The organism is Clostridium saccharoperbutylacetonicum N1-4(HMT), assembly GCF_000340885.1.
Lineage (GTDB): Bacteria > Bacillota > Clostridia > Clostridiales > Clostridiaceae > Clostridium > Clostridium saccharoperbutylacetonicum.
In genome coordinates, this window is record NC_020291.1 from 1,299,361 (window position 1) to 1,322,007 (window position 22,647).

General features: G+C 27.7%; 23 protein-coding genes and 1 pseudogene. All 24 read left to right on the forward strand.

Annotated elements, in window-relative coordinates; translation table 11 throughout:
- The first annotated feature begins 11 nt into the window (after positions 1 to 11).
- The 24 genes and pseudogenes from CSPA_RS05750 (at position 12) to CSPA_RS05860 (ending at position 22,643) form a co-directional block, all read left to right on the forward strand.
- A complete protein-coding gene (locus tag CSPA_RS05750) occupies positions 12 to 425 on the forward strand; it encodes a HutP family protein (protein ID WP_015391273.1) in 414 nt (137 codons plus the stop codon).
- Positions 426 to 747: 322 nt separating this feature from the next.
- Complete coding sequence (locus CSPA_RS05755) at positions 748 to 1,764, forward strand: ABC transporter substrate-binding protein (protein ID WP_015391274.1); 1,017 nt, start codon at positions 748 to 750, stop codon at positions 1,762 to 1,764.
- Entirely contained in the window at positions 1,764 to 2,678 is a 915-nt protein-coding gene (locus tag CSPA_RS05760; protein ID WP_015391275.1) for an ABC transporter permease, read from the forward strand. Before CSPA_RS05755 ends, CSPA_RS05760 begins: the two co-directional genes overlap by 1 nt.
- The gene (locus CSPA_RS05765; RefSeq protein WP_015391276.1) at positions 2,644 to 3,438 is read left to right on the forward strand and encodes an ABC transporter ATP-binding protein; all 795 of its coding nucleotides are present in this window, start codon (positions 2,644 to 2,646) and stop codon (positions 3,436 to 3,438) included. Before CSPA_RS05760 ends, CSPA_RS05765 begins: the two co-directional genes overlap by 35 nt.
- A gap of 226 nt (positions 3,439 to 3,664) precedes the next feature.
- Positions 3,665 to 4,357, forward strand: a complete 693-nt coding sequence (locus CSPA_RS05770; RefSeq protein ID WP_015391277.1) for a YveK family protein — start codon at positions 3,665 to 3,667, stop codon at positions 4,355 to 4,357.
- A 14-nt stretch (positions 4,358 to 4,371) separates the two neighbouring features.
- Positions 4,372 to 5,091, forward strand: a complete 720-nt coding sequence (locus CSPA_RS05775; RefSeq protein ID WP_015391278.1) for a CpsD/CapB family tyrosine-protein kinase — start codon at positions 4,372 to 4,374, stop codon at positions 5,089 to 5,091.
- Positions 5,092 to 5,172: 81 nt separating this feature from the next.
- A complete protein-coding gene (locus CSPA_RS05780) occupies positions 5,173 to 5,943 on the forward strand; it encodes a tyrosine-protein phosphatase (protein ID WP_015391279.1) in 771 nt (256 codons plus the stop codon).
- A 455-nt stretch (positions 5,944 to 6,398) separates the two neighbouring features.
- On the forward strand, positions 6,399 to 7,061 hold the full coding sequence (locus tag CSPA_RS05785) for a sugar transferase (RefSeq protein WP_015391280.1): 663 nt from the start codon (positions 6,399 to 6,401) through the stop codon (positions 7,059 to 7,061).
- 16 nt (positions 7,062 to 7,077) lie between these two features.
- Positions 7,078 to 7,527 (forward strand): PssD/Cps14F family polysaccharide biosynthesis glycosyltransferase, encoded by a 450-nt coding sequence (gene pssD / locus CSPA_RS05790; RefSeq protein ID WP_026106437.1) that lies wholly within the window; start codon positions 7,078 to 7,080, stop codon positions 7,525 to 7,527.
- Entirely contained in the window at positions 7,527 to 8,012 is a 486-nt protein-coding gene (pssE, locus tag CSPA_RS05795; protein ID WP_015391282.1) for a PssE/Cps14G family polysaccharide biosynthesis glycosyltransferase, read from the forward strand. The genes pssD and pssE overlap by 1 nt, the downstream gene beginning before the upstream one ends.
- 279 nt (positions 8,013 to 8,291) lie before the next feature.
- Entirely contained in the window at positions 8,292 to 9,386 is a 1,095-nt protein-coding gene (locus CSPA_RS05800; RefSeq protein ID WP_015391283.1) for a glycosyltransferase, read from the forward strand.
- An 8-nt stretch (positions 9,387 to 9,394) separates the two neighbouring features.
- Positions 9,395 to 9,949 (forward strand): acyltransferase, encoded by a 555-nt coding sequence (locus CSPA_RS05805; protein WP_015391284.1) that lies wholly within the window; start codon positions 9,395 to 9,397, stop codon positions 9,947 to 9,949.
- Positions 9,950 to 10,105: 156 nt separating this feature from the next.
- Positions 10,106 to 11,164: a hypothetical protein gene (locus tag CSPA_RS05810; RefSeq protein ID WP_241393470.1), complete on the forward strand. Its 1,059-nt coding sequence runs from the start codon at positions 10,106 to 10,108 to the stop codon at positions 11,162 to 11,164.
- 50 nt (positions 11,165 to 11,214) lie between these two features.
- Positions 11,215 to 11,952: pseudogene (locus CSPA_RS05815) on the forward strand (glycosyltransferase family 32 protein); the annotation flags it as partial.
- A gap of 23 nt (positions 11,953 to 11,975) precedes the next feature.
- Positions 11,976 to 12,860, forward strand: coding sequence for a glycosyltransferase (locus CSPA_RS05820; protein WP_423219809.1), 885 nt, complete (start codon positions 11,976 to 11,978; stop codon positions 12,858 to 12,860).
- A 2-nt stretch (positions 12,861 to 12,862) separates the two neighbouring features.
- Positions 12,863 to 14,107: a polysaccharide pyruvyl transferase family protein gene (locus tag CSPA_RS05825; RefSeq protein WP_015391288.1), complete on the forward strand. Its 1,245-nt coding sequence runs from the start codon at positions 12,863 to 12,865 to the stop codon at positions 14,105 to 14,107.
- A 33-nt stretch (positions 14,108 to 14,140) separates the two neighbouring features.
- Complete coding sequence (locus CSPA_RS05830; RefSeq protein WP_015391289.1) at positions 14,141 to 15,682, forward strand: lipopolysaccharide biosynthesis protein; 1,542 nt, start codon at positions 14,141 to 14,143, stop codon at positions 15,680 to 15,682.
- A complete protein-coding gene (locus CSPA_RS05835; RefSeq protein ID WP_015391290.1) occupies positions 15,661 to 16,650 on the forward strand; it encodes a glycosyltransferase family A protein in 990 nt (329 codons plus the stop codon). The genes CSPA_RS05830 and CSPA_RS05835 overlap by 22 nt, the downstream gene beginning before the upstream one ends.
- Positions 16,650 to 16,838 (forward strand): 4Fe-4S binding protein, encoded by a 189-nt coding sequence (locus CSPA_RS28950; protein WP_017810798.1) that lies wholly within the window; start codon positions 16,650 to 16,652, stop codon positions 16,836 to 16,838. The genes CSPA_RS05835 and CSPA_RS28950 overlap by 1 nt, the downstream gene beginning before the upstream one ends.
- A gap of 12 nt (positions 16,839 to 16,850) precedes the next feature.
- Positions 16,851 to 17,804 (forward strand): Coenzyme F420 hydrogenase/dehydrogenase, beta subunit C-terminal domain, encoded by a 954-nt coding sequence (locus CSPA_RS28955; RefSeq protein WP_423219812.1) that lies wholly within the window; start codon positions 16,851 to 16,853, stop codon positions 17,802 to 17,804.
- A gap of 62 nt (positions 17,805 to 17,866) precedes the next feature.
- Positions 17,867 to 19,831, forward strand: a complete 1,965-nt coding sequence (locus CSPA_RS05845) for an ABC transporter ATP-binding protein/permease (RefSeq protein WP_015391291.1) — start codon at positions 17,867 to 17,869, stop codon at positions 19,829 to 19,831.
- 396 nt (positions 19,832 to 20,227) lie between these two features.
- Positions 20,228 to 21,001: a tyrosine-protein phosphatase gene (locus CSPA_RS05850; protein ID WP_015391292.1), complete on the forward strand. Its 774-nt coding sequence runs from the start codon at positions 20,228 to 20,230 to the stop codon at positions 20,999 to 21,001.
- 335 nt (positions 21,002 to 21,336) lie between these two features.
- Entirely contained in the window at positions 21,337 to 21,771 is a 435-nt protein-coding gene (locus CSPA_RS05855) for a phage replisome organizer N-terminal domain-containing protein (RefSeq protein WP_278245703.1), read from the forward strand.
- Positions 21,772 to 22,148: 377 nt separating this feature from the next.
- On the forward strand, positions 22,149 to 22,643 hold the full coding sequence (locus CSPA_RS05860) for a prepilin peptidase (protein ID WP_015391294.1): 495 nt from the start codon (positions 22,149 to 22,151) through the stop codon (positions 22,641 to 22,643).
- The last annotated feature ends 4 nt before the right edge of the window (positions 22,644 to 22,647 follow it).

A 22,647-nucleotide genomic window follows, 5' to 3' on the forward strand; every position in this document is an offset into this window, starting at 1 on the left:
AGAGGTGAAATATGGAGAGTAATAGTACAAGAGTTGCAAAGATTGCAACAAAGATGGCTATATGTGATAGACATGAAGAAGAGCAATTAAAAAAGTATTACAGCGAAAAAGGAATAAAAGTAACAGCAGTAAATATTGGTGGAAATATTAATTCATCTATAACGAAGATACTTGAAAGTGCTTTAGTTGCTGCAAAAAGAAATGAGTTAATAAGAGAAGAGCATTTACATGAAGGGGCTGTTATAGGAGCAACAAGAGATGCAATAATGCAGATTGCCAATAGAGCAAATGGATTGAATGTAGGTGGAAAAATAGGAATAGCAAAGAGAGGGGAGCATATATCTGTTTGCATATTTCTAAATATAGGATTGTTACATTTAGATGAAGTAGTTATAGGAATAGGACATAGGTCTTTGCCACAGTAATAAAATATCAGATGTATTCATAGGTTTTGAAAAATTCCTATGAATTTTTTTATTAATATTTAAAGCTTTATAATTGGAACGCATATTTTATATAATTTTTGTAGTGAAATATTAAAGAATTATTCAAAAATAAGGATGATCAACTTTACAAAAAATATAAAATATGATATTATAACTTAAAAGTTTTATAATTTATTATCAATTTTATTAAGTAATTATCATAAATATATTTGTATATTTATAAAATTAATTATAGAAGGTTAAAAGAGATCAAGTAGTATAGTAGGAAATTGATAATAGCAAATAACAGGAGGATAGAATTATGGTAGGAAAAAGAAAATTAGCTATTTTGTTATGTACGGTTTTAGTTGGAGGAATTCTTGGAGGCTGTGGAAATGGGGGAGCAGATTCTAATAAAGGAAGTAATGCTTCAGCACAGGTTAAGAATATCGGTATTTTACAATTAGTTCAACATGATGCACTAGATGCTGCTAATAAAGGATTTGTTGATGGTCTTAAGGAAAAAGGTTTTGAAGATGGAAAGAACATCAAGATAGAACAACAAAATGCTCAAGGAGATCAAGGTAATGCGCAAACTATAGCAAAACAATTTGCAGATTCTAAAAAAGATTTGATTTTTGCAATTGCTACACCAGCTGTACAAGCTGCATATAATTCAACAAAGGATATTCCAATAGTATTTACTGCAGTAACAGATCCAGTTAAGGCAGAAGTTGCAAAAGATTGGAAGAGTTCAGGTACTAATGTTACTGGTACATCAGACAAGGTTCCGGTGGACAAGCAAATAGAATTATTGAAAAAATTAATTCCAAATGCAAAAACAGTAGGAGTAATTTATAATACTTCTGAAACAAACTCTGTAATTCAAGTTGATGAGCTTAAGGCAGCAGCAGAAAAGGCTGGCTTAAAAGTAAAAGAAGTTGGCGTTACTAATGTAAATGAAATTAATCAAAATTTATCAAATGCTTTGGGTGAAATGGATGTATTGTATACACCAACAGATAACACAGTAGCTTCAGGTTATTCTTTAGTAGGAAAACTTTGCTTAGATAAAAAAGTTCCTATAATAGGAGCTGAAGAAGCAATTGTAAGTAAAGGTGGTCTTGCATCAATTGGAATAGATTACTACAAATTAGGTAAGGAAGCAGGGGCTAAAGCGGCAGATGTATTAAATGGAAAGAAGCCTTCAGAAGTTGAAATAACTACTTTAAGTGATATGGCATTTACTATAAACACAGACACTGCTAAAAAATTGAATGTAACTATACCAAAGGAAATAGAAGATAAAGCTAAGAAAGTGACTGGAGGCGCTGAATAGTGGATGTTTTAATTAATGTTTTAGAACAAGGGTTACTATTTTCACTTGTAGCAATAGCAGTTTATATAACCTATAAAATATTGGACTTTCCAGATATGTCTGTTGATGGTACTTTTCCAATGGGAGCAGCTATTTCTGCAGCTCTTTTGATCCAAGGTGTAAATCCTTGGATTAGTCTTATAGCAGCAGCTATTGGAGGTGGAATAGCTGGGTCAATAACAGGCTTTCTGCATGTTAAATTTAAAATTGATAATTTAATGGCTGGTATACTTATGATGATAGGTTTATATTCTATAAACTTAAGAATAATGGGAAAAGCTAATATTCCTTTATTTAATGCTAATCATGTCTTTAAATTAGGAATACCGGCTATGGGAATTATTATTGCAATGCTTGTAGTAGTTAAGATTTTATTTGATTTATATATGAAAACAAAGTCTGGATTTTTACTTACAGCTGTAGGAGATAATGAACAAGTGGTTTCTTCTCTTGGGGTAAATAAAGATATGATTAAAGTTTTAGGACTTGCTATAAGTAATGCATTAGCAGCATTAGCAGGAGCATTAACTGCTCAATATCAAGGATTTAGTGATGTTGGAATGGGAACTGGTACTGTTGTAATGGGACTTGCAGCTGTAATTATTGGGACTTCTTTATTTGAAAAGATATCTTTTATAAAAGCAACTACATTATCAATAATTGGAGCAGTTATTTATAAATGTGCAATTGCTATAGTATTAAAATATGGATCAGTAGTTGGAATTACGCCTAATGATTTAAAGCTAATGACAGCAATAATTGTAATTATTGCGCTATGTTCTAATAATGGAATTTTTAAATTTAAAAAGAAAAAGACTATTGTGGAAGGTGGTGCAGTTGATGTTAAAAGTCAAACAACTATCCAAAGTATTTAATTCTAATACTATAAATGAAAATAGGGTTTTTGATGGATTGTCTTTATCAGTTAATCAGGGGGATTTTATAAGTATTATAGGCTCTAATGGGGCAGGAAAGTCGACTTTACTAAATATGATATCTGGAACTTTAGAAGCTGATTCGGGATCGATTGTATTAGATGGAGATGAAGTTGTTAAGAAACCAGAATATATTAGATCTAGATCAATAGGAAGAGTGTTTCAAGATCCATCAAAAGGTGTATCACCTAATATGACAATTTTAGAAAACATCGCATTAGCTGATAATAAAGGTAAGAAATTTGGACTTAGCTTTGGAATAAATAAGAAAAGAATAGAGTACTATAAAGAAATGGTAAGAGAATTAAACTTGGGATTAGAAGATAAACTTTATAATAAAGTATTGTTATTATCAGGAGGCCAAAGACAAGCCCTTACATTGCTTATGTCAGTGATGTCTAAACCTAAATTGCTATTATTAGATGAGCACACTGCTGCTCTAGATCCAAAGACTTCAGAAAAAATCATGGATATAACAAGAACAATTGTAAAAGATAGTGGAATAACAACTTTGATGGTTACGCACAATCTTAAACATGCTCTTGAAAATGGAAATAGACTTTTTATGATGCATAGAGGAGAAATCCTATATGATGTAAAAGGCGAAGAAAAAGAAAAATTGGATACTAGTAAGCTTCTTGGACTTTTTGAAAAAGCTAATGGAGGAGAAGCACTAAGTGATAGAACTTTATTTGGATAAAAGTATAAAGAATATAGTTGATAGATACATTAGATTCGGGTAGAATTATTTTTATTTTAAAAATAACCTGTTTCATGCTGCATATAGTATGAAGCGGGTTTTATTATATTTCAGATATTTGATTTCTTCAAGCTATGAATATAACGGTGTTGATTTAGTATAAAGAAAAGCTTTTTGTAAATACTAAAATCTGAAGAGAAAAATAGTATTGCGGAGAGTTTGAGAAATGAATGAAGAATATATTAAGAATGAAGAAATTATAAAATTTGAAGATATTTTTGATATACTGATTAAGAGATGGAAAATGATACTTCTAATAACATTAAGTATAGCTTTGATAGCTGTAGGTATAAATTTTTTTTTGGTTGCACCTAAATATAAAGCAAGTGAAAAAGTATTTATAGGAAAGGAAGATACCAAAGATCAAAGTTATAATACTAATGACGTTCAAATGTATCAGAAGCTTATAAAGACATATGCAGAATTAATGATGACTGATGATTTAGTTGATAGAGCAATTAAATCAGACGGTTTAAATATAACATCAGAAAAAGTACTTAGCAGTTTGACAGTTACTCCAAGAACTGATACTCAAATTATAGAAATTCAATATATAAGTACAGATAAAGCATTAGCTAAAGATGTAGTAAATTCAATTACAAATGAATTTATAAAATCATCTAAAGAACTTATACCCAATGGTAAGGTGAAAGTAATAGAAAGTGCAAAAGTTCCTGAAAGTCCGTCTAGTCCTAACAAAGCTATGAATATATTTATTGCATCTTTAGTTGGCTTTATTATTAGTATTGGATTAGCATTTTTGTTAGAGTTTATAGATAATACATTTAAGACAAAAGGTCAACTGGAAGAAGCACTAGGGATACCTGTTATTGGTGTAATTCCTGATGATGTTGAATAAAGGGGGGGAAAGTTATGTTGGAGTCGAGAAGAATTAAAAAAGCAATAGAACTTCAAGAATATAAAGGTTTTGTAGTAGAGCAAAACCCAAAATCAATAGCAGCTGAGTCATATAGAACCTTAAGAACGAATATACAATACTCATCATTTGATAAACAAATAAAAACAATAGTTATTACAAGTGCAGAAGCAGCAGAAGGAAAATCTACAGTATCAGGTAATCTTGCATTATCATTTGCTCAAAATGAAAAGAAGGTTATATTAATAGATTGTGATTTAAGAAAACCTTCAATGCATAAAAAATTTAAGATATCAAATTTAATTGGCTTGTCAGAAGTGCTTATAGGTAAAGAAGAATTAGAAAATGCAGTAGAAAAGCGTAATGATAATTTGGATATTTTAACATCAGGTAAAATTCCACCCAATCCATCAGAAATGTTATCTTCAACAGCTATGAGTGCATTGATAGGAAGACTGAGAGAAAAATATGATATTATTATTTTAGACAGTGCACCACTTAAAGCAGTTACAGATGCTCAAATACTTTCAACGAAAGTAGATGGGACTATTCTTGTAACACGAGCTAAAAGAACTAGTAAAGAATCCGTAATTGAGGCTAAGAGTCTTTTGAATAAGGTAGGTGCTAATATAATAGGTACAGTTTTACATGCAGTTGAAAACACTAGAGGAAAATATTATTACTATTATGGAAGTGGCGATGAGAATAAGGATTAAAAATAATAAAAAGAGTATTTTAAAATGAAATTAAAGAAACTTTCAAGAAACAGATTATAGAAAAGTTAGCTAGGAGCAAATATGATAGTAGATATTCATTCACATATAATACCGGGAATTGATGATGGAGCAAAAAATATGGAAATTACCCTAGAGATGTTAAGGAATGCAGAAAAAGATGGAACTAAACAAATCATTGCAACACCTCATTATCTTTTGGAATATGGTGAAGCTATGATTTCAGAAGTGAGGGAATTTGTTAATGAGATTAATGAAATACTGACTCGAGAGGGGGTAGATGTGAAAGTATATAGTGGACAAGAGGTGTATTATACTGAAAATATAATACAATATTATATGGAAGGGAAAATTGGAACATTAAATGATTCAAAATATATGTTAATTGAATTTCCTATGAGAAAATTTGATGATAATATTATAGATATAATTTATGAACTTCAAGTTAGACATATTATTCCAATAATAGCTCATCCAGAAAGATATAAGCCTATTATTGAAAAAACTTCATATATTAATAGGTTTATTAACGAGGGATATCTATTCCAAATGAATACTGGAAGTTTAGAAGGGAAGTTTGGGGCAGATGTAAAAAAAACTGCAGAGATTCTTTTAAGGAATGGAATATATAATTTCATTGGATCAGATGCACATGATACTAAAAATAGAAATACAGGATTATCTGCTGCAATAACATTAATAAATAAGTATGATAGTAATCTTGAAAAAATATTTAATGATAGTTCAGTAAAAATTCTAAACTGTGAGCAGGTTGACTTTTTTGGTGAAGAAATTAAAGAGAAGAAATCAATATTCTCATTTTTTAAGAAATGAATTTATATAAAATGTATATGGGACAATTCTGAATAATATTAATATATAACTTAATTAAAGGGCGTTAAACATTTTGAAAATAAAATGTTTGGCGCTCTTTTTTAGTGAATAAGATCAGGTGATATTATTACTTTTTAGTTATCATTTGCCTATTATTTTAGAAGAAAGATTTTACTTTTAATTGTAGCTAAAAATATTTATATAGACTTAATTAAATCTGATTATATTTATTTCATACAATAAATATTGCGACACAATATGACAGAAAAAAATATAAATGTCGTATTATACATATTCTACAAAAATAGCAAACAATTATTAATTAACAGGGTATATAGATTGTGTTATAATAAATTATGTAAAAAAAATACTAAAATATTTTTGAAATTTGTATTGGATTAAAATATGAATTTAAAGAAATAATAATTTAGGAATGAGAATTAGGGGGGGTATGCTTGCAACAATTGGATCTAGAACGACAAGAAGCTTTGTTTATGGAGCAAATTGAAACAAAAAGAAGGTATTGTTTTTTCAAGAGAATGATGGATATAATATGTTCATTGATTGGGCTTATAGCATTAGTTCCAATATTTCTTATAGTAGCAGTTGCAATTAAGATTGAGTCAAAAGGACCAATAGTTTTTATTCAAAAGAGAGTTGGGAAGGATGGTAAAACTTTTGGTATATATAAGTTTAGGTCCATGGTGGTAAATGCAGAAGAATTAAAAGACAAGCTATCTGATAAAAATGAGATAAGTGGGCCAATGTTTAAGATGAAAGAAGATCCAAGAGTAACAAAGGTTGGTAAATTTATTAGAAAGACAAGCATAGATGAGCTTCCTCAATTAATTAATGTATTAAGAGGGGAAATGAGTCTGGTAGGACCAAGACCGTCGCTTCCAGATGAAGTTATGAAGTTTGAAAATTGGATGATGCAGAGATTAAGTGTTAAGCCAGGTCTTACTTGTTATTGGCAAGTGTCCGGAAGAAATGATATTGGATTTAGAGAATGGATGAGACTAGATATTAAGTATGTAGAGGAGAGAAGTTTACTAGTTGATATACAATTAATATTTAAAACATTTTTTGTACTCTTCGGAGATGAGCATGCAAGTTAAGGGAGGGAACAATGAAATGAAGATATGTTTTGTAACATCAAGTGGAGGTCATCTAACACATTTAATACAATTAAAGGAATGGTGGAAGGATAAAGAGAGATTCTGGGTTACTTTTGATAAGGAAGATTCAAGATCAATATTAAATGGTGAGCGTAAATACTGGTGTTATTTCCCTACCAATAGAAATATTAAGAATCTTATTAAAAATACATTTCTATCTATAAAAGTTTTAATTAAAGAAAAACCAGATTTAATTATCAGTACAGGGGCTGCACCTGCTATTCCATTCTTTTATATAGGAAAATTATTAGGTGCAAAAGTAGTGTATATAGAAGTATATGATAGAATTGATAAACCGACTATAACTGGAAAAATTGTTCATCCAATAAGTGATTTATTTATATTGCAATGGGAAGAACAAAAGAAATTCTATTCTAAAGGTCAAGTTTTAGGAGGGATATTTTAATGATATTTGTAACTGTAGGAACACACGAACAGGGATTAGATAGATTGTTAATCGAGTTAGATAGATTAGTAGAAACTGGTGAAGTAAAACACAAGGTGTTTGCTCAAATAGGATACAGTAAATATATTCCTAAAAATTATAAATATAAAGAATTACTTGGATATGAAGAAATGGAGCTATATGTAAAGAAGAGTGACATAATTATAACTCACGGTGGTCCTGGAAGTATATTTCAAGCATTACAACATGATAAAATACCAATAGTAGTACCAAGAAATTCAGAATTTAAAGAGCATGTTGATAATCATCAAATACTTTTTACAAAAAGGTTAGAGAATTCAGAAAAGATTTTAGCAGTTTATGATATTGATGAATTAGCTTCAAGAATTAATAATTATGAAAATCTGATATTGGGATGTAAAATTGGTGATTCTGAAAAAGATAATTTTATTAGAAAATTTGATAAATTGATTATGGGCTTATAATTTACAATTACAGATAAGCAAAATAGAAACGAGATCAATGAAAAGTGATTTTTTATTGGTCTCATTTTTTATTGAATATATTAATAAAAAATTTCTATGTGGAAAATAATTCATTTTACATAAAAGCGTGATATATGGGAAATAATTTAGTAGAAACTTAATTGAGAAGGAGCTTAAATTACATAATATATGTTGCAATTGATGATGCTTAATTTATATTTTAGATAAAAATTGAAGTTGTGACTGCAATACTTATAGAGAAAGTTTGAGGAGTGAAAAATGAATATATTATATATTAACAGGGGAATGGGTGTAGGTGGAGTTGAAAAATGTATCATTGAATTGACTAGATTATTTATGAATGACAATAAAATTGTAGTAGCAAGTATGGGTGGAGAATTAGTAAAAGAATTAATGGATATGGGAATTAAGCATTATAAGATAATAAATACTGATTCTAAAAATATTTTAGACATATTAAGAAATGTAAAAATTATAAATAAGATAGTTAAAGAGGAGAAAATAAATATAATACATAGTCACCATAGAATGACAACATTGCTTGCGAAAGTAGTATCAAAAATTACTAAAGTACCAATTATTCATACTCAGCATTTATGTATTGACGATAAATTTAAATTTACTAAGATGACTTTAGAAGGGGTGAGTATTATAACAGTGAGCAATGGTGCTAAAGAAGCTTTAGTGAATAAGTGTGACTTAGACGAAGGTAGAATAACTACTATTTATAATACTGTTAATATTGAAAATGCGAATGAAGAAATAGATAAAATACTGCTCAAATTAAAGGCTGAGAACAGATTTGTAATAGCACAGATTAGTAGGCTGGTTGATTATAAGGGTGTATATGATTTTTTAAGCATTGCTAAAAGCATTAATGAAGAAGGAAGTAATATAAGATTTATACTTATTGGTGATGGGGAAGAGAAAGAAAATATTAGAAATTTTATTAAAAAAAATGCATTGGATGATTTTGTATTTATTTTGGGAAATAAGGATAATGTAATTAATCAATTAAAATATATAAATTTGGTATTATTATGCTCTTATATTGAAGGATTGCCATTAACACCTTTAGAAGCATTTTCGCAAGGAGTGCCAGTTATAGCAACCAACATTCCAGGAACGAAGGAAGAAATTGAAAATGGAATAAATGGTTATTTAGTTGAAATGAAAGATATTGATGGATTTAAGGAAAAAATAATGAATATATATCAGAATAAAGAGAAATATATAATAATGAAGAAAAGATGTGTAGAAATATTTAATAGGAAATTTAATAGTGAAATATATTTTAATTCTTACTTAGATGTATATAAGGCAAATTTAAAAAATAGCAGGTTCATGAAGTAGGTAAAAAAATGATAGGTAAAATTGTTAAGTATTTAAAATCTTTTATAAGAATTATTATACTCAAATTAAAGTTCGGAAAAAAGATAAAATTTAAATTGGCCAATATAAAATCTTTGTATATAGGTAAAAATGTAAAAATCAACATAAATATGGGATGCAAATTATGTTTTGGGGAGAATGCATATATTGAAGACTTTTGCAGAATAGAATGTCTAAAGGGGAATATATATATTGGAGGTAATACTTTTCTTAATACAAATTGTAATTTAATAGCTTTAGTTGGAATAAACATAGGTGAAGATTGTCTTTTGGGATCTAATATAGGAATTTATGATCACGACCATCGGTATGATATGAAGGATTTACCTATTACAAAACAAGGTTTTACAATGGGGAAAATAAAGATAGAAGATAATGTTTGGATAGGAAGTAATTGTACTATAACAAAAGGTGTAAATATAAAAAGTACAGTAATTGTAGCTGCAAATTCAGTTGTTACTAAAAATTTAGAAGCGAAAGGTATTTACGGAGGGGTTCCTAGTAAGTTAATAAAGAAGTTATAAAACTTTTTTCGAAAGGAGAAAAGGATGTTTTTCTTTTTTAATGTTTTGTTTGAAATATTTTTATTTCAAAATTGTTTTGTTTACATCTTTCCAATCTTTAATAATATAGATGAAGCATGCACTCTTTTATTACTAATTTTAACGATTTGTGCTTTAATGAATAAATTTCGTAAAAAAGCACTTTTTTCAATAGAAAAGAAAATTACATGGTTTATGTTTATTTTCATGATTATAGGGGCGTTGAGTACAGTAATTTTTAAAATTCAACCTGAAAAAAGTGCAATTTATAAAGATGCATTTAATATAATAAAATTTCCTGTTTTCTATATATGTGCTTTAGTATTGTCAAATGGATTGAATAAAGAAAGGCTGTTAACTAGCGTAGCTAATAGATCACGGATTTACATAATGATTATATTCATATTCTCAATTATTAATATTTTTTTTGAAATAGGAATGAATATTGATGTAAGGTATGGTTTAAGAAGCTATAAATTTTTATTTAGTCATTCGACGTATTTGGTTTCATCTATGGTAATTATGATGTGTGTAATAATAGCAGATCAACATAAAAAGAGTGATCTAATATTCATTATTGAGTCAATAATCATATTGATTTTAACCTTCAGAAACAAAGCATTTGTGTTTATATTGGCATATTTCTTTGAAAAGCTAATGTTGAAATATTTTAAGAAAATAAAATTAAAATATATTTTTATACTCGGAATATTTGGGATTTTAATAACCTATAAAAAGATAGTAGAAGTTGCATCCTATGGGATTATAGCTGCAAGACCTGCGCTTTATATTGTTGGATTTAAGTTAGCATGTGATCATTTTCCATTTGGATCAGGCTTTGGAACATTTGCATCTTATTTGTCTGGCCAATATTATTCACCAGTATATGATATGTATTCAATTAGCACTGTAATAGGATTAACAAGGGATATGTATGATTATATGGCTGATACGTTTTGGCCATATATATATGGCCAGTTTGGTTTTGTTGGATTTGTACTCTTTGTTGCCGCAATAATATCTATATTTATATCAATAAAAAGACGGTATTATCTAAATAAAAAAAATATGCTGGCAGCATTTTTGCTGTTTTCATACATTTTAATTGCAAGTACGGCAGAAGCTATTTTTACGGATGTTACTGGAATATTCATTTTTATGGTAATGGCTACTTATCTAGGTGAAAATAGAATATAGACTAAAATTAAAAATGATAAAAATTATGATAATAATACTATAGATACACGGAGGATAATATGAATACTATACCTAAAGTAATACATTATTGCTGGTTTGGAGGAAAAGAAAAACCACAGTTAATTAAAGAATGTATAAATTCATGGAAAGTAAAATTACCGGATTATAAGATAATAGAATGGAGTGAAAAAAATTTTAAGATAGAAGAATTTGATTTTACTCAAAAAGCATATAAAGCTAAAAAGTGGGCATTTGTAGCAGATTATTGTAGAATTTGGGTTTTGTACAATTATGGTGGTATTTATTTAGATACTGATATGGAAGTTTTGAAAACTTTAGATGAATTCATAACAAATGAAGCTTTTGCAGGAATAGAAAGAGACAAAATAATAAATGCTGCTATTTTAGGTGCTAAGGCTAAAAATGATTTTATAAAAAATGTAATTGATTATTATAATAATATAAATTTCATAGATTATTTAGACGATTTAGGAAAGATGGCTATACCACTTATTATTACTGAATTAGCTACTCATGAAGGATATAAAGGAAATAAGAAAATAGAAAATGTAAGAAATATTATTACAATTTATCCAAAGGAATATTTTTACCCTAAAAATCATTCCTGGGAAAGAGCTAATGTTACTAAAAATACATATACAATACATCATTATGAGGGATCATGGAGGAGTAAAAGTAAGATAGGAAAATCAAAGTTGAAACAAATTTTAATTAATATATTTGGATATGAGAGAATTATTAAGTTAACAGATCAGTTAAAAAAATAATTGTTACATATGGCTGAGGAGGTATGGAGTTGGACTTAAGTATAATAATACCTGTGTATAATTCAGATAAAACTATATCTAAATGTATTGAAAGTATATTAGAGCAAGATTTAAAGGAAAAAGAGATAATATTAATCGATGATGGATCCATGGATAATTCACTACATATATTATTGGAATATGAAAGAAAATATAATTGTGTTAAAGTAATAGCCCAAGATAATATGGGACAGGGAGTGGCTAGAAATAATGGGATTAAAATTGCAGCAGGAAATTATATTACTTTTGTTGATAGTGATGATTATATATCAGGAATTAGCTCATATTCTAAATTTATAGATAAGTGTTATAAAAATGATTTAGATTTATTAATTTTTAATTATATGATAGTTCAGGACAATGTAAATCATGATATAGCTACATTTACGGAAAATGTGATTTTTTCTAGTGAAGAAGTATTGAGTAAGTTTTTATTAAGCAATGAAGTAGAGGGGTACAGTTGCAATAAAATATTCCAAAGCAAGCTTTTTAAAGAAGATGGAATTAGATTTATAGAAGGAAAAAAGTATGAGGATATTCCATTAGTAGTAGATGCAATAATTCTGAGTAATAAAATAGAATTTGATAATACCAAAACCTATAATTATGTAATAAATAATTTATCAACAACTAGAAATATAAATATTAATACATTACATGATGAAGTGGATTCTATGGAACTTATTATAGAAAAGGTAAAAAAATTAAATTCTACGAAAATGAATTTGAATTTGCAAACTTATATTAAGAAAAGAATAAAAACGTATTCAATATATCGATTAAAGAATTTGCTGAAATTTAAATTAAGCTTCAAAGAATTTTGGGTTATTAACAAAAGGTATATTGAGTTATTAAGAAAGGTTGTGTGATCATGGGGAGAAAAATTAGAATAGAGCACGCAAGTAACCCTTTAAATTATGGAACAAATATGATGGTTACAAATTTTATGTATTATTTAGATAAACATTTAGGAGAAAAAAATGAATATTTCTTAGATGTATTTAATGATAAGGATTTACAAAATTTTAGAAATCAATACAAAGAAGGAAATATAAAAAGAGAAACAATTGATTACACATTAACTCACTCTAATAATATTGTGGAAAAAGCTATAAATAAGGTGAAAAGAAAAGTTGCATTTAATTATTTTTATAATAATCAGGTGAAGAAATTAAAAAAGAATACAGATAGGTTAGTAATATTAGGTGGAGATGATTTATCTGAATATTATCAAATTGATGCTCTTAAAAGGGAATTATCGCGTATTAAAGACATTAAAAAGACTATTAAGACATTTTTAGTTGGCCAGACAATAGGGCCATTTCACAAGGAAAGGATGGAATTAGCTAGAGGATCATTAAAAGATATACCAATCTATTCAAGGGATCCATGGACTACAAATTATATAAAAAATAATCTTAAGATTTCAAAATGTAAAGAATCGGCAGATTTAGCATTATTACCACTGCCTTATCAAGATGATGTAAAAATTAAAGAAAATATATTACATAAGTATGAATTAAAGGGTGAAGAATACATAACCTTAGTTGTATCGGGATTATATCATAGTTACTGCGAAGATAAGCAGCTATATTTGGATAACTGGATTAAAATTATCACCTACTTAAAAGATAAATTTAAAGATAAAAAAATAGTATTTTTACCCCATGTCCTTAGAAACTCACAATATGATGATAGAAATATGATAGGGGAATTACAACAAAGATTAGGTGAAGGAAAAGAATATGCGTATATATATGATGAAATGATGCCATTAGAGGCAAGATTTATACTTGGAAATGGTATGTTCACTATTACTGGAAGAATGCATGGCTCAATATCCACTTTTCAATCAAGAAAGCCAGCCATAAGTATATCTTACAGTGTTAAATATAATGGAGTAATAGGTGAAGGTCTTAAACTAGGTAATACTATTGTTGATGGATTAGGGATGTCTAAATGGAATAATTATGGAGTTGCTAATGAAGTAATTAGGAAGGTTGAATATGTATTAAAGAATGAATCGCAAATAAAGGATCAAATAAATAGATCGGTATCTAAGGCGGAAATTAGCATTCGGAATATGATTGAAGAAATAGGAATGAAGATTAAGTAAGATGCCTTATTTTATAAATGGAGTTGCAGTATTATGCGAATAAAAAATTCTCTAAAAAACTTTGGATCAGGTTTGGCAATTAATTTAATAACTAACCTGTTAGCATTTTTTTCAAGAACTATATTTATAAATGTTCTTGGAAAATCATATTTAGGAGTTAACGGATTACTTACTAATGTGCTTTCTATGTTATCTTTGGCTGAATTAGGTGTTGGAACTGCTATTAATTTTAGTTTATATAAGCCAGTAGCAGAAGGCAACAAAAAAAAGATAACATTGCTTATGAATTTTTATAAAAGAGTTTATAGATGGATTGGATTATTAGTTTTTTGTGTTGGACTAATGTTGATGATGTTTTTAAATGTAATTATAAAAGATCCTGGAGATGTTAAAAATATAAAATTAATTTTTTTTATATATCTTGTTAATACGTCATATTCATATCTTATGAGCTACAAAAATACCTTATTAAGTGCAAATCAAAAAGATTATATGTTAACTTCAATTAATATAATTTTTAGTGTGATGATTACAGCAGCGCAAATTATAGTATTATTAATAGCTAAAAATTATATTATGTATTTATTAACTAATATGCTTGTGCTTTTTATTCAAAGGCTTTACATAAATAATAAGATTACTAAAATGTATCCATTGCTAAGAGAAAAAATCACAGAAAAGCTGTCCGAAGAAGATTTTAAAGCAATAATTAAAAATGTAAAAGCAGTGATGTTTCATAAAATTGGAGATTATTGCATAAATGGAACAGATAATATAGTCATTTCTGCATTTATAAGTGTAAGTATGGTTGGATTGTATTCAAATTATTCAATGATAATTGCCATGGTAAATGGAATAATAGTAATGTTTTTTAATAGTATGACTGCAAGTCTTGGTAATTTAATAGCAACAGAGTCAGATGAAAAGAAAATTGAAATTTTTGAAATAATAAATTTTATTGCATTTTGGTTATTTGGTTTTGCAACAATTTGTTTTTATAATTTGTTGAATCCATTTATAGAACTTTGGCTGGGAAAGGAATTTTTGATTTCCAGTGCAATATTGATTATCGTTTTATTAAATTATTACCTTACAGGAATGAGGGTACCTATATATGCCGTTAAGACAGCAGCTGGAATTTATGATGAGGATAAGTACACACCATTAATTCAATCAGTAGTAAATTTAGTTCTATCCATAATATTGGTACAAAGCTGGGGATTAGCAGGAGTATTTATGGGAACATTAGTTTCAAGTATAGTATTACCATGCTGGCAGAGACCTTATATTGTTTGCAAATATGCTTTAAAAACTTCGTCTAAAGGATATTTTGCAAAATATACGCAATATTTAATTACGATATTAGGAGTTACCTTCGTGATATCCAAAATATTAAATGTATTTTACTTAGAAGGCAAGGTTATTAATTTTATAATTAAAATTTTAATATGCGCGGCTATTCCTAATCTAGTATTTCTACTACTATTTAGAAAGACAAAAGAATTTCAGCAGGTATTAAGCATGGCAGATAGGGCTTTAGGAGGAAAAATAAAATGGATAAAATGGTTAGCATAATAACTCCATGTTTTAATGGAGAGAAATTTGTAAGCAGATACCTAGAATCTATATTAAATCAAACCTATAAAAATATAGAGATGATTTTTGTAAATGATGGTTCGGCTGATAAAACAGAAAGTATTGCTAAATCTTATATTTCGAAATTTAAGGAAAAAGGAATGAAGTTCAAATATATTTATCAAGAAAATGGAGGTCAGGCAAGTGCTTTGAATAAAGGTCTTGAAATTTTTGAAGGAGACTATTTAACATGGCCTGATTCTGATGATGTATTGACAATCGACAGCATAGAAAAGAAAATGTTGTTTTTAGAAAAGAATAAGGAATATGGATTAGTAAGGACTGATGCTGCTATAGTTATAGAGAATAACTTAGATAAAATTCAAGGACGTTTTGCAAAAAATAATGCTAATAAGTTAAAAGAAGACTTATTTTTAGATTTAATTACAGAAAATAGAGTTTGGTTTGCGCCAGGTTGCTATATGGTGAGGGCAAAATCATTCTTAGATGTAAATCCGAGTAGAACAATATATGAAAGCAGGGCAGGACAAAATTGGCAAATGTTACTGCCTATTACTTATAAATATAAATGTGGCTTTATTGATGAAACGTTGTATTTATATGTGATTAGAGAAAATAGTCATTCCCATAGAAAAATAGATTATAGAAAAATGCTAGAGCGCTGTGATGATCATCAAGATATATTGGTAAATACAATTGAAAATATGGATATTCAGAAAGATGAAAAAATGAGGTACTTAAATATAATAAAAGAAAAATATATAAGAAAAAAATTGTATATTGCTAGCGAATTTAAAGACCATAAGTTAGCTGATAAACAATATAGTATATTAAAGAATAATAATATAGCCAATGTCAATGATTTTATTCAATGCTTAAGTTGTAAAAATACAATATTAAATATTGCAATCAAAGGATTTATAAAAATAAAGAGGTGTTTAACATAATGATTGATATAGTTAAAAAATCAGATTGTTCAGGATGTTATTCATGTGTCAATATATGTCCTAAAGAATGTATAAATATTGAAGTCGATGATGAGGGGTTTGGATATCCAGTAATTAATAATGGGGAGTGTACAAAATGTAATTTATGTGAAAAAGCATGTCCTGTAATTAATGATCCTAAAGCTTAAAAGATAGAAATTATAGCATATGCCTGTAGAAATAAGAATGAGGATATTAGAAAAAGCAGCTCATCAGGAGGTGTATTTACATTACTATGCGAGGAAGTAATTAAAAAAGGCGGTGTAGTATTTGGAGCTGCCTTTGATGAGAATTATGAGGTTAAACATATAGGAGCAGAAACTATAGAGGAATGTGAAAAACTGCGAGGGTCAAAGTATGTACAAAGTAAAATAGGAAATACATATAAGCAAGCTAAAGATTTTTTAAATAATGGAAGATTAGTTTTATTTAGTGGAACTCAATGTCAGATAAAAGGCTTAAATTTGTTTCTGAATAAGAGCTATGATAATTTGATTACTTCAGAAATAATTTGTCATGGGGTACCAAGTCCTAAAATTTTTAAATTGTATAAGGAAAATCTTAAAAATAAATATAATTCAAACATCAAAGATATACGATTTAGAGATAAAGCATTAGGTTGGAATAAATTTAGTTATGTCACAGAGTTTGAAAATAATAAAATTTACTCAAAAACTTTACATGAGGATATATATATGAAGGGGTTTTTGCATGATTTATATTTAAGACCATCATGTTATGAATGCAAAGCAAAGAATTTTACAAGTAATAGCGATATTTCATTAGCAGATTATTGGGGCGTAGAAAAAAAGCATTCAGAATTTAATGATGATAAGGGTATATCATTAGTTTTAGTAAACACAGAAAAAGGAAAAGAAATATTTGAAAAAATATCTTGTGGCATGGAAGTAGTAAAAAGTGATATAGGATATGCTATAAGTAATAATCCATGCATTGTTAGGCCAGTTAAATATAATAAAAAACGAGAGAAGTTTTTTAAAGAAGCGGAAGGGAAAAATTTAGAACATTCTATAATGAAGTATACAAAAACTACTTTAGGTAAAAGAGTAAAAGGTAAAATACAATCAAGTTTAGGGAAGTTAAGGGAACGTTGAATTAAATTGTATTTTAAGTATTGATTTTTATTACAAAAGATGGATAGAAGGTGAAAACATAAATGTATTTATTGGAGTTAAAGAATATTAATAAGTACTATAAATTAAATGGAAACAAAAAAGTTTATGCATTAAATAATATCAACTTGAATTTTCATAAAGGTGAATTAGTATCTGTTATTGGGGAATCAGGTAGTGGAAAATCAACATTAATGAATTTAATAGGAGGATTAGATTCTGAGTATTCTGGAGAAGTAATTGTAGATGGAAAAAATATAAAAAAATATGAAATAAAAGAACTTGATAAATATAGAAAAAATACAGTTGGATTTATTTTTCAAAGCTTTAATTTAATATCACATCTATCTATTTTAGATAATGTAACAATAGCTATGACTTTATCTAATGTTAGAAAAAAGGAACGAGTTACACGTGCAAAAGAAATATTGAATGAACTTGGATTAATAAATCACATATATAAGAAGCCCAACCAATTATCTGGTGGACAAAAACAAAGGGTAGCTATTGCAAGAGCTTTAGTTAATGATCCAGAAATGATTATTGCTGATGAGCCTACAGGCAGTTTAGATTCTAAGACATCAATGAAGGTTTTGGAAATACTTAGGAAGATTGCTGAAAACGGTAAACTTGTGATTATGGTTACTCACTCCGAGAAGGTGGCTTCTTACTCCAGCAGAGTGATTAGTATAGCAGATGGAATGATAATTGAAGATAGAGAAATTTTTAAATTAGAAAGCAGCGTTAATGAAGAAAAAGTAAAGGTTAATAAAAAAGGTCAAAAATTAAGTATTATTTCTTCTATAATGTTAGCTATTGTTAATATGAAAAGAAAGTTAATACGCAATATACTTATTTCTATAGGAGCCAGTATTGGAATAATGGGAGTTATTTTAATGCTATCCTTTGGAAATGGAGTTAAAGCTTATTTTAATAATACAATGAATAGTTATGTAAATCCTTTGGTAATAGAAGTTAATATGTCCAGTGATGATACAGAAACGGTTAACTTGGATATTGCTGCTGTACAAAAACCAAATATTAATACACAAAAAACATTCGAAGAAGAAGATATACAGGCTTTATCAAAAATAGAAAATGTATCTTCAATAGAAAAAGGCTATAATATAATTTCTATGGGAGTTAATTCCCTAACTTATAATAATAAAACAAGTAATTTAATGAGATTATCAACGGTGTCATCAAATATAATAAACTCCAATATTAAAGAGGGAGCATTGCCTAAAGGTGGAGAAATATTAATTAATAAGTCTGCAAGTGACAAACTTGGAGATGATGTTATTGGTAAAAAAATTAGTATGCATATATTGGTCAATCAAAAAATCATAGATAAACAATTTGTTGTCAGCGGAATATATACTGCGGTTGGTGGGGATTTAACCTCAATAATGAAATCTGCTTTTTTGAATTACTCAGATTTAGAAAACTTGTATTCAGAAAATAAATATACATTAAAACCAAATGCAGTTTATATTAATACGAGTAGTGAAAAATATACAACTGCAATTAAAGATAAAGTTAGGGAAATGGGATATTCGGTTTCTTCGCAAGAGGAAATGATGAAACTATTTGACCAAATGATAAGTATTTTAACATATGTACTATCAGGGATCGCAGCAATATCTTTGGTAGTATCAGCAATTATGATAATAGTAGTTATGTATATTAGCGTTGTAGAAAGAACAAAAGAAATAGGGATAATTAAAGCCATTGGTGCAAGAAGAAAAGATATAAGAAGAATTTTTGTTTGTGAAGCATTTTTAATTGGAGTTTTTAGTGGTATTATAGGACTCGCTTTTGCATTCTTATTTATGAGGGGGATAAATATCATCTCAAATAAATTGTTTGGGATTAAATTAGTTTTAATAAAAAAGTCCTATGAAGTATTTGGAATAGTGGTAAGTATAATTATAAGTACAATGTCGGGATTGTTACCAGCCAATAAAGCTGCTAGGTTAGATCCGGTGGAATCATTAAGAAGAGAATAGCTTAAGTACATAAAAATTTGAATATATTTAAAATATGAGAGTAGCTTAAATATTGTTTCATCACAAATATCATCAACTAAATATTTAAAGTTTTAAGAAAATAAAACAATGCTTTTTTAGATTTAATTGTAAGGGGGTGCCTATCAAGGTGATTGAATTTTGTTAGAGTTTTTATATAAAATTTAACTATCATAACGCAATATTATATTATGTAGCTCCAAATACATGATGGTAGCAAGTGTAAACTTGCAAAAAATAGACGATTAAGAGTAAAGATTGCTCATATTTTTGTTATAGATGAAGTGCATAATTTTTCGCGGAATATACTTTTTTATGCTATAATACAATGATATTAGTGAAAACTAACGAATAGAGTAAAGAAACAAGGTGGAAGTTATGATAGATATTCACTCACATATAATACCAACCATTGATGATGGTTCTAAAAATGTTGAAATGACACTAGAAATGCTAAGAAATGCAGAAAGAGATGGCACAAAAGAAATAGTTGCAACTCCCCATTATTTGTTAGAGTATGGAGAATCAACAATTTCAGAAGTTAAGGTATTCGTTAAAGAAATAAATTCTATTATAAAAAGTGAAGGAATAAATTTAAAAGTATATGCTGGACAAGAAGTTTACTATACTGAGAATATAATACAATATTATATGGAAGGCAAGATTGGAACAATAAATGGTTCGAGATATATGTTAATTGAATTTCCAATGCATAAATTAAATAAAAATATATCTGATGTACTATATGAACTTCAAATTAGAGATATTATTCCGATAATAGCTCATCCAGAACGGTATAAAGCTATTATAGAAAAACCTTCAAGAATTAATAGATTCATTGATGAAGGATATTTATTTCAAATGAATGCCGGAAGCTTAGAAGGAAAATTTGGAACAAATGTAAAAAAGACAACAGAAATCTTTTTAGCTAATAGAATATATAACTTCATTGGCTCAGATGCTCATAATATAGAAAATAGAACTACAGGATTATCAAAGGCGAAAACAATATTAAACAAAAAGAAAAAAAATAAAGATATGGGAAGAATATTTGAAGAAAGTTCAAAAAAGATGCTAAACAATGAGCAGGTTGATTTTTTTGGAACAAAAATTGAAGAAAAGAAATCAATATTTTCATTATTAAAAAAATAAACACAAAGTTTAATATTTAAATAAGCAAAGGCTATAAATTTTGGAACTATAACTTCCCAAATTTATAGCTTTTTATTCTAATACAGGAAATTATAATAAAGTCAAATCAGTGAACATTGTGCCATTTGAGGGGATAACTCTGAGAGGTAGAAGAAATACATAGTTTGCGAAACAGATGAGTAAATTTTCAGATAAATGTGCAAAAGAAGAGATTTATTGGGAAATATAACATAATTATTATTTTCTTTGTCACATTTTAAAATGATATTACGAATTATATTATATGAAAAAAATGTATTAGAAAGAAGGTGCACTTTGATTTCTGATAGTAAATTATTAAATTTAGAGTTGATATGTTTGATGATACAAAATTTAAAATGATAGATACGAAGCATGAAAGAGATCTTATTCATTATGTTTGGACTAGATTTGTCACTTTAACTGGAAAGGTTAATTTAGAAGTGGATTTGCATATTTCTAAAAATATTCCATATACAATAGAAACTTTAGTAATAAAATTTAATAGAGGTATTGATCAAATTAAATTAGGATTAGATATATTAATAGAATTAGAAATGATTAAACTTACTGAAGATAATATTTATAGAGTGAAAAAGAATAAGAAGGTAAAGAAAAATAAGAAAAAAGAACAGAATATTGATGCTATTGATGAAGATGTTGAAGATATTAGAATTGTTTGTTTTTATGATGGTGATGAAGAAAGACCTTTAGGAGTGGGAGAACGTGTTGTCCAGAAGTGGTCTTTTTGATTGCTTAATGTAGATATAGTAACAAATCTAGGGAAGGTAAATCACTATATGCAATAAAATAAAATATAATGTAATGTAGCAATATTTTTACTATAAATAATAAGTTTCACATATTAGTGTAGACAAATAATGTCGAAGACTGTAAAATGGAAAAAGAAATCTTCTACAGTAGGAATAGGATAAAAAGAAACACAAAATAGACTAGCATACTGAATTGTTATTTTTTTGATTATGCCTAACTAAAGTAGATAATAAATCTATTTGAGAGGTAAACAATGCATATATTAATTTTTATTATAGGCTTAATTATATGAAGTATATTAAATTTTATAATAGAGAGAATATCATATAGCATAATTAAAAATAAGAGAAAAACCGTGAATGTTTTTATTCCTATTATTTGTGGATTGACATTTGAAGTTTCAGCCTTACAATTAGGGTTTATAATTATATTAGCTAAGGCAATAGTTATGACAGCAATTTTAATCATAATTTCTTTTATTGATTTGCGACATAGAATTATACCGGATTTTATGGTTGCTATAGCTTTAATTATTGGAATTATATTTTCTTTTATAGTTAGAGCTCCGCTTATAGATGCAATACTTGGAATGATATGTGGTATAGGAATACTATTTTTATTAGCTCTTATTCCTAATGCCATGGGTGGGGGAGATATAAAGCTTATGTTTGCCATTGAAGCCTTTTTAGGACTAAATAGAACCTTATGGGCACTCCTTTTAGCGTTTATTATTTCTTCAATAATCAGTATTGCTTTAATATTATTAAAAATAAAGGGAACTAAGGATTATATCGCATTTGGTCCATTTTTATCATTAGGAAGTTTCATTTCATTACTGATTTTTATATAAAGTT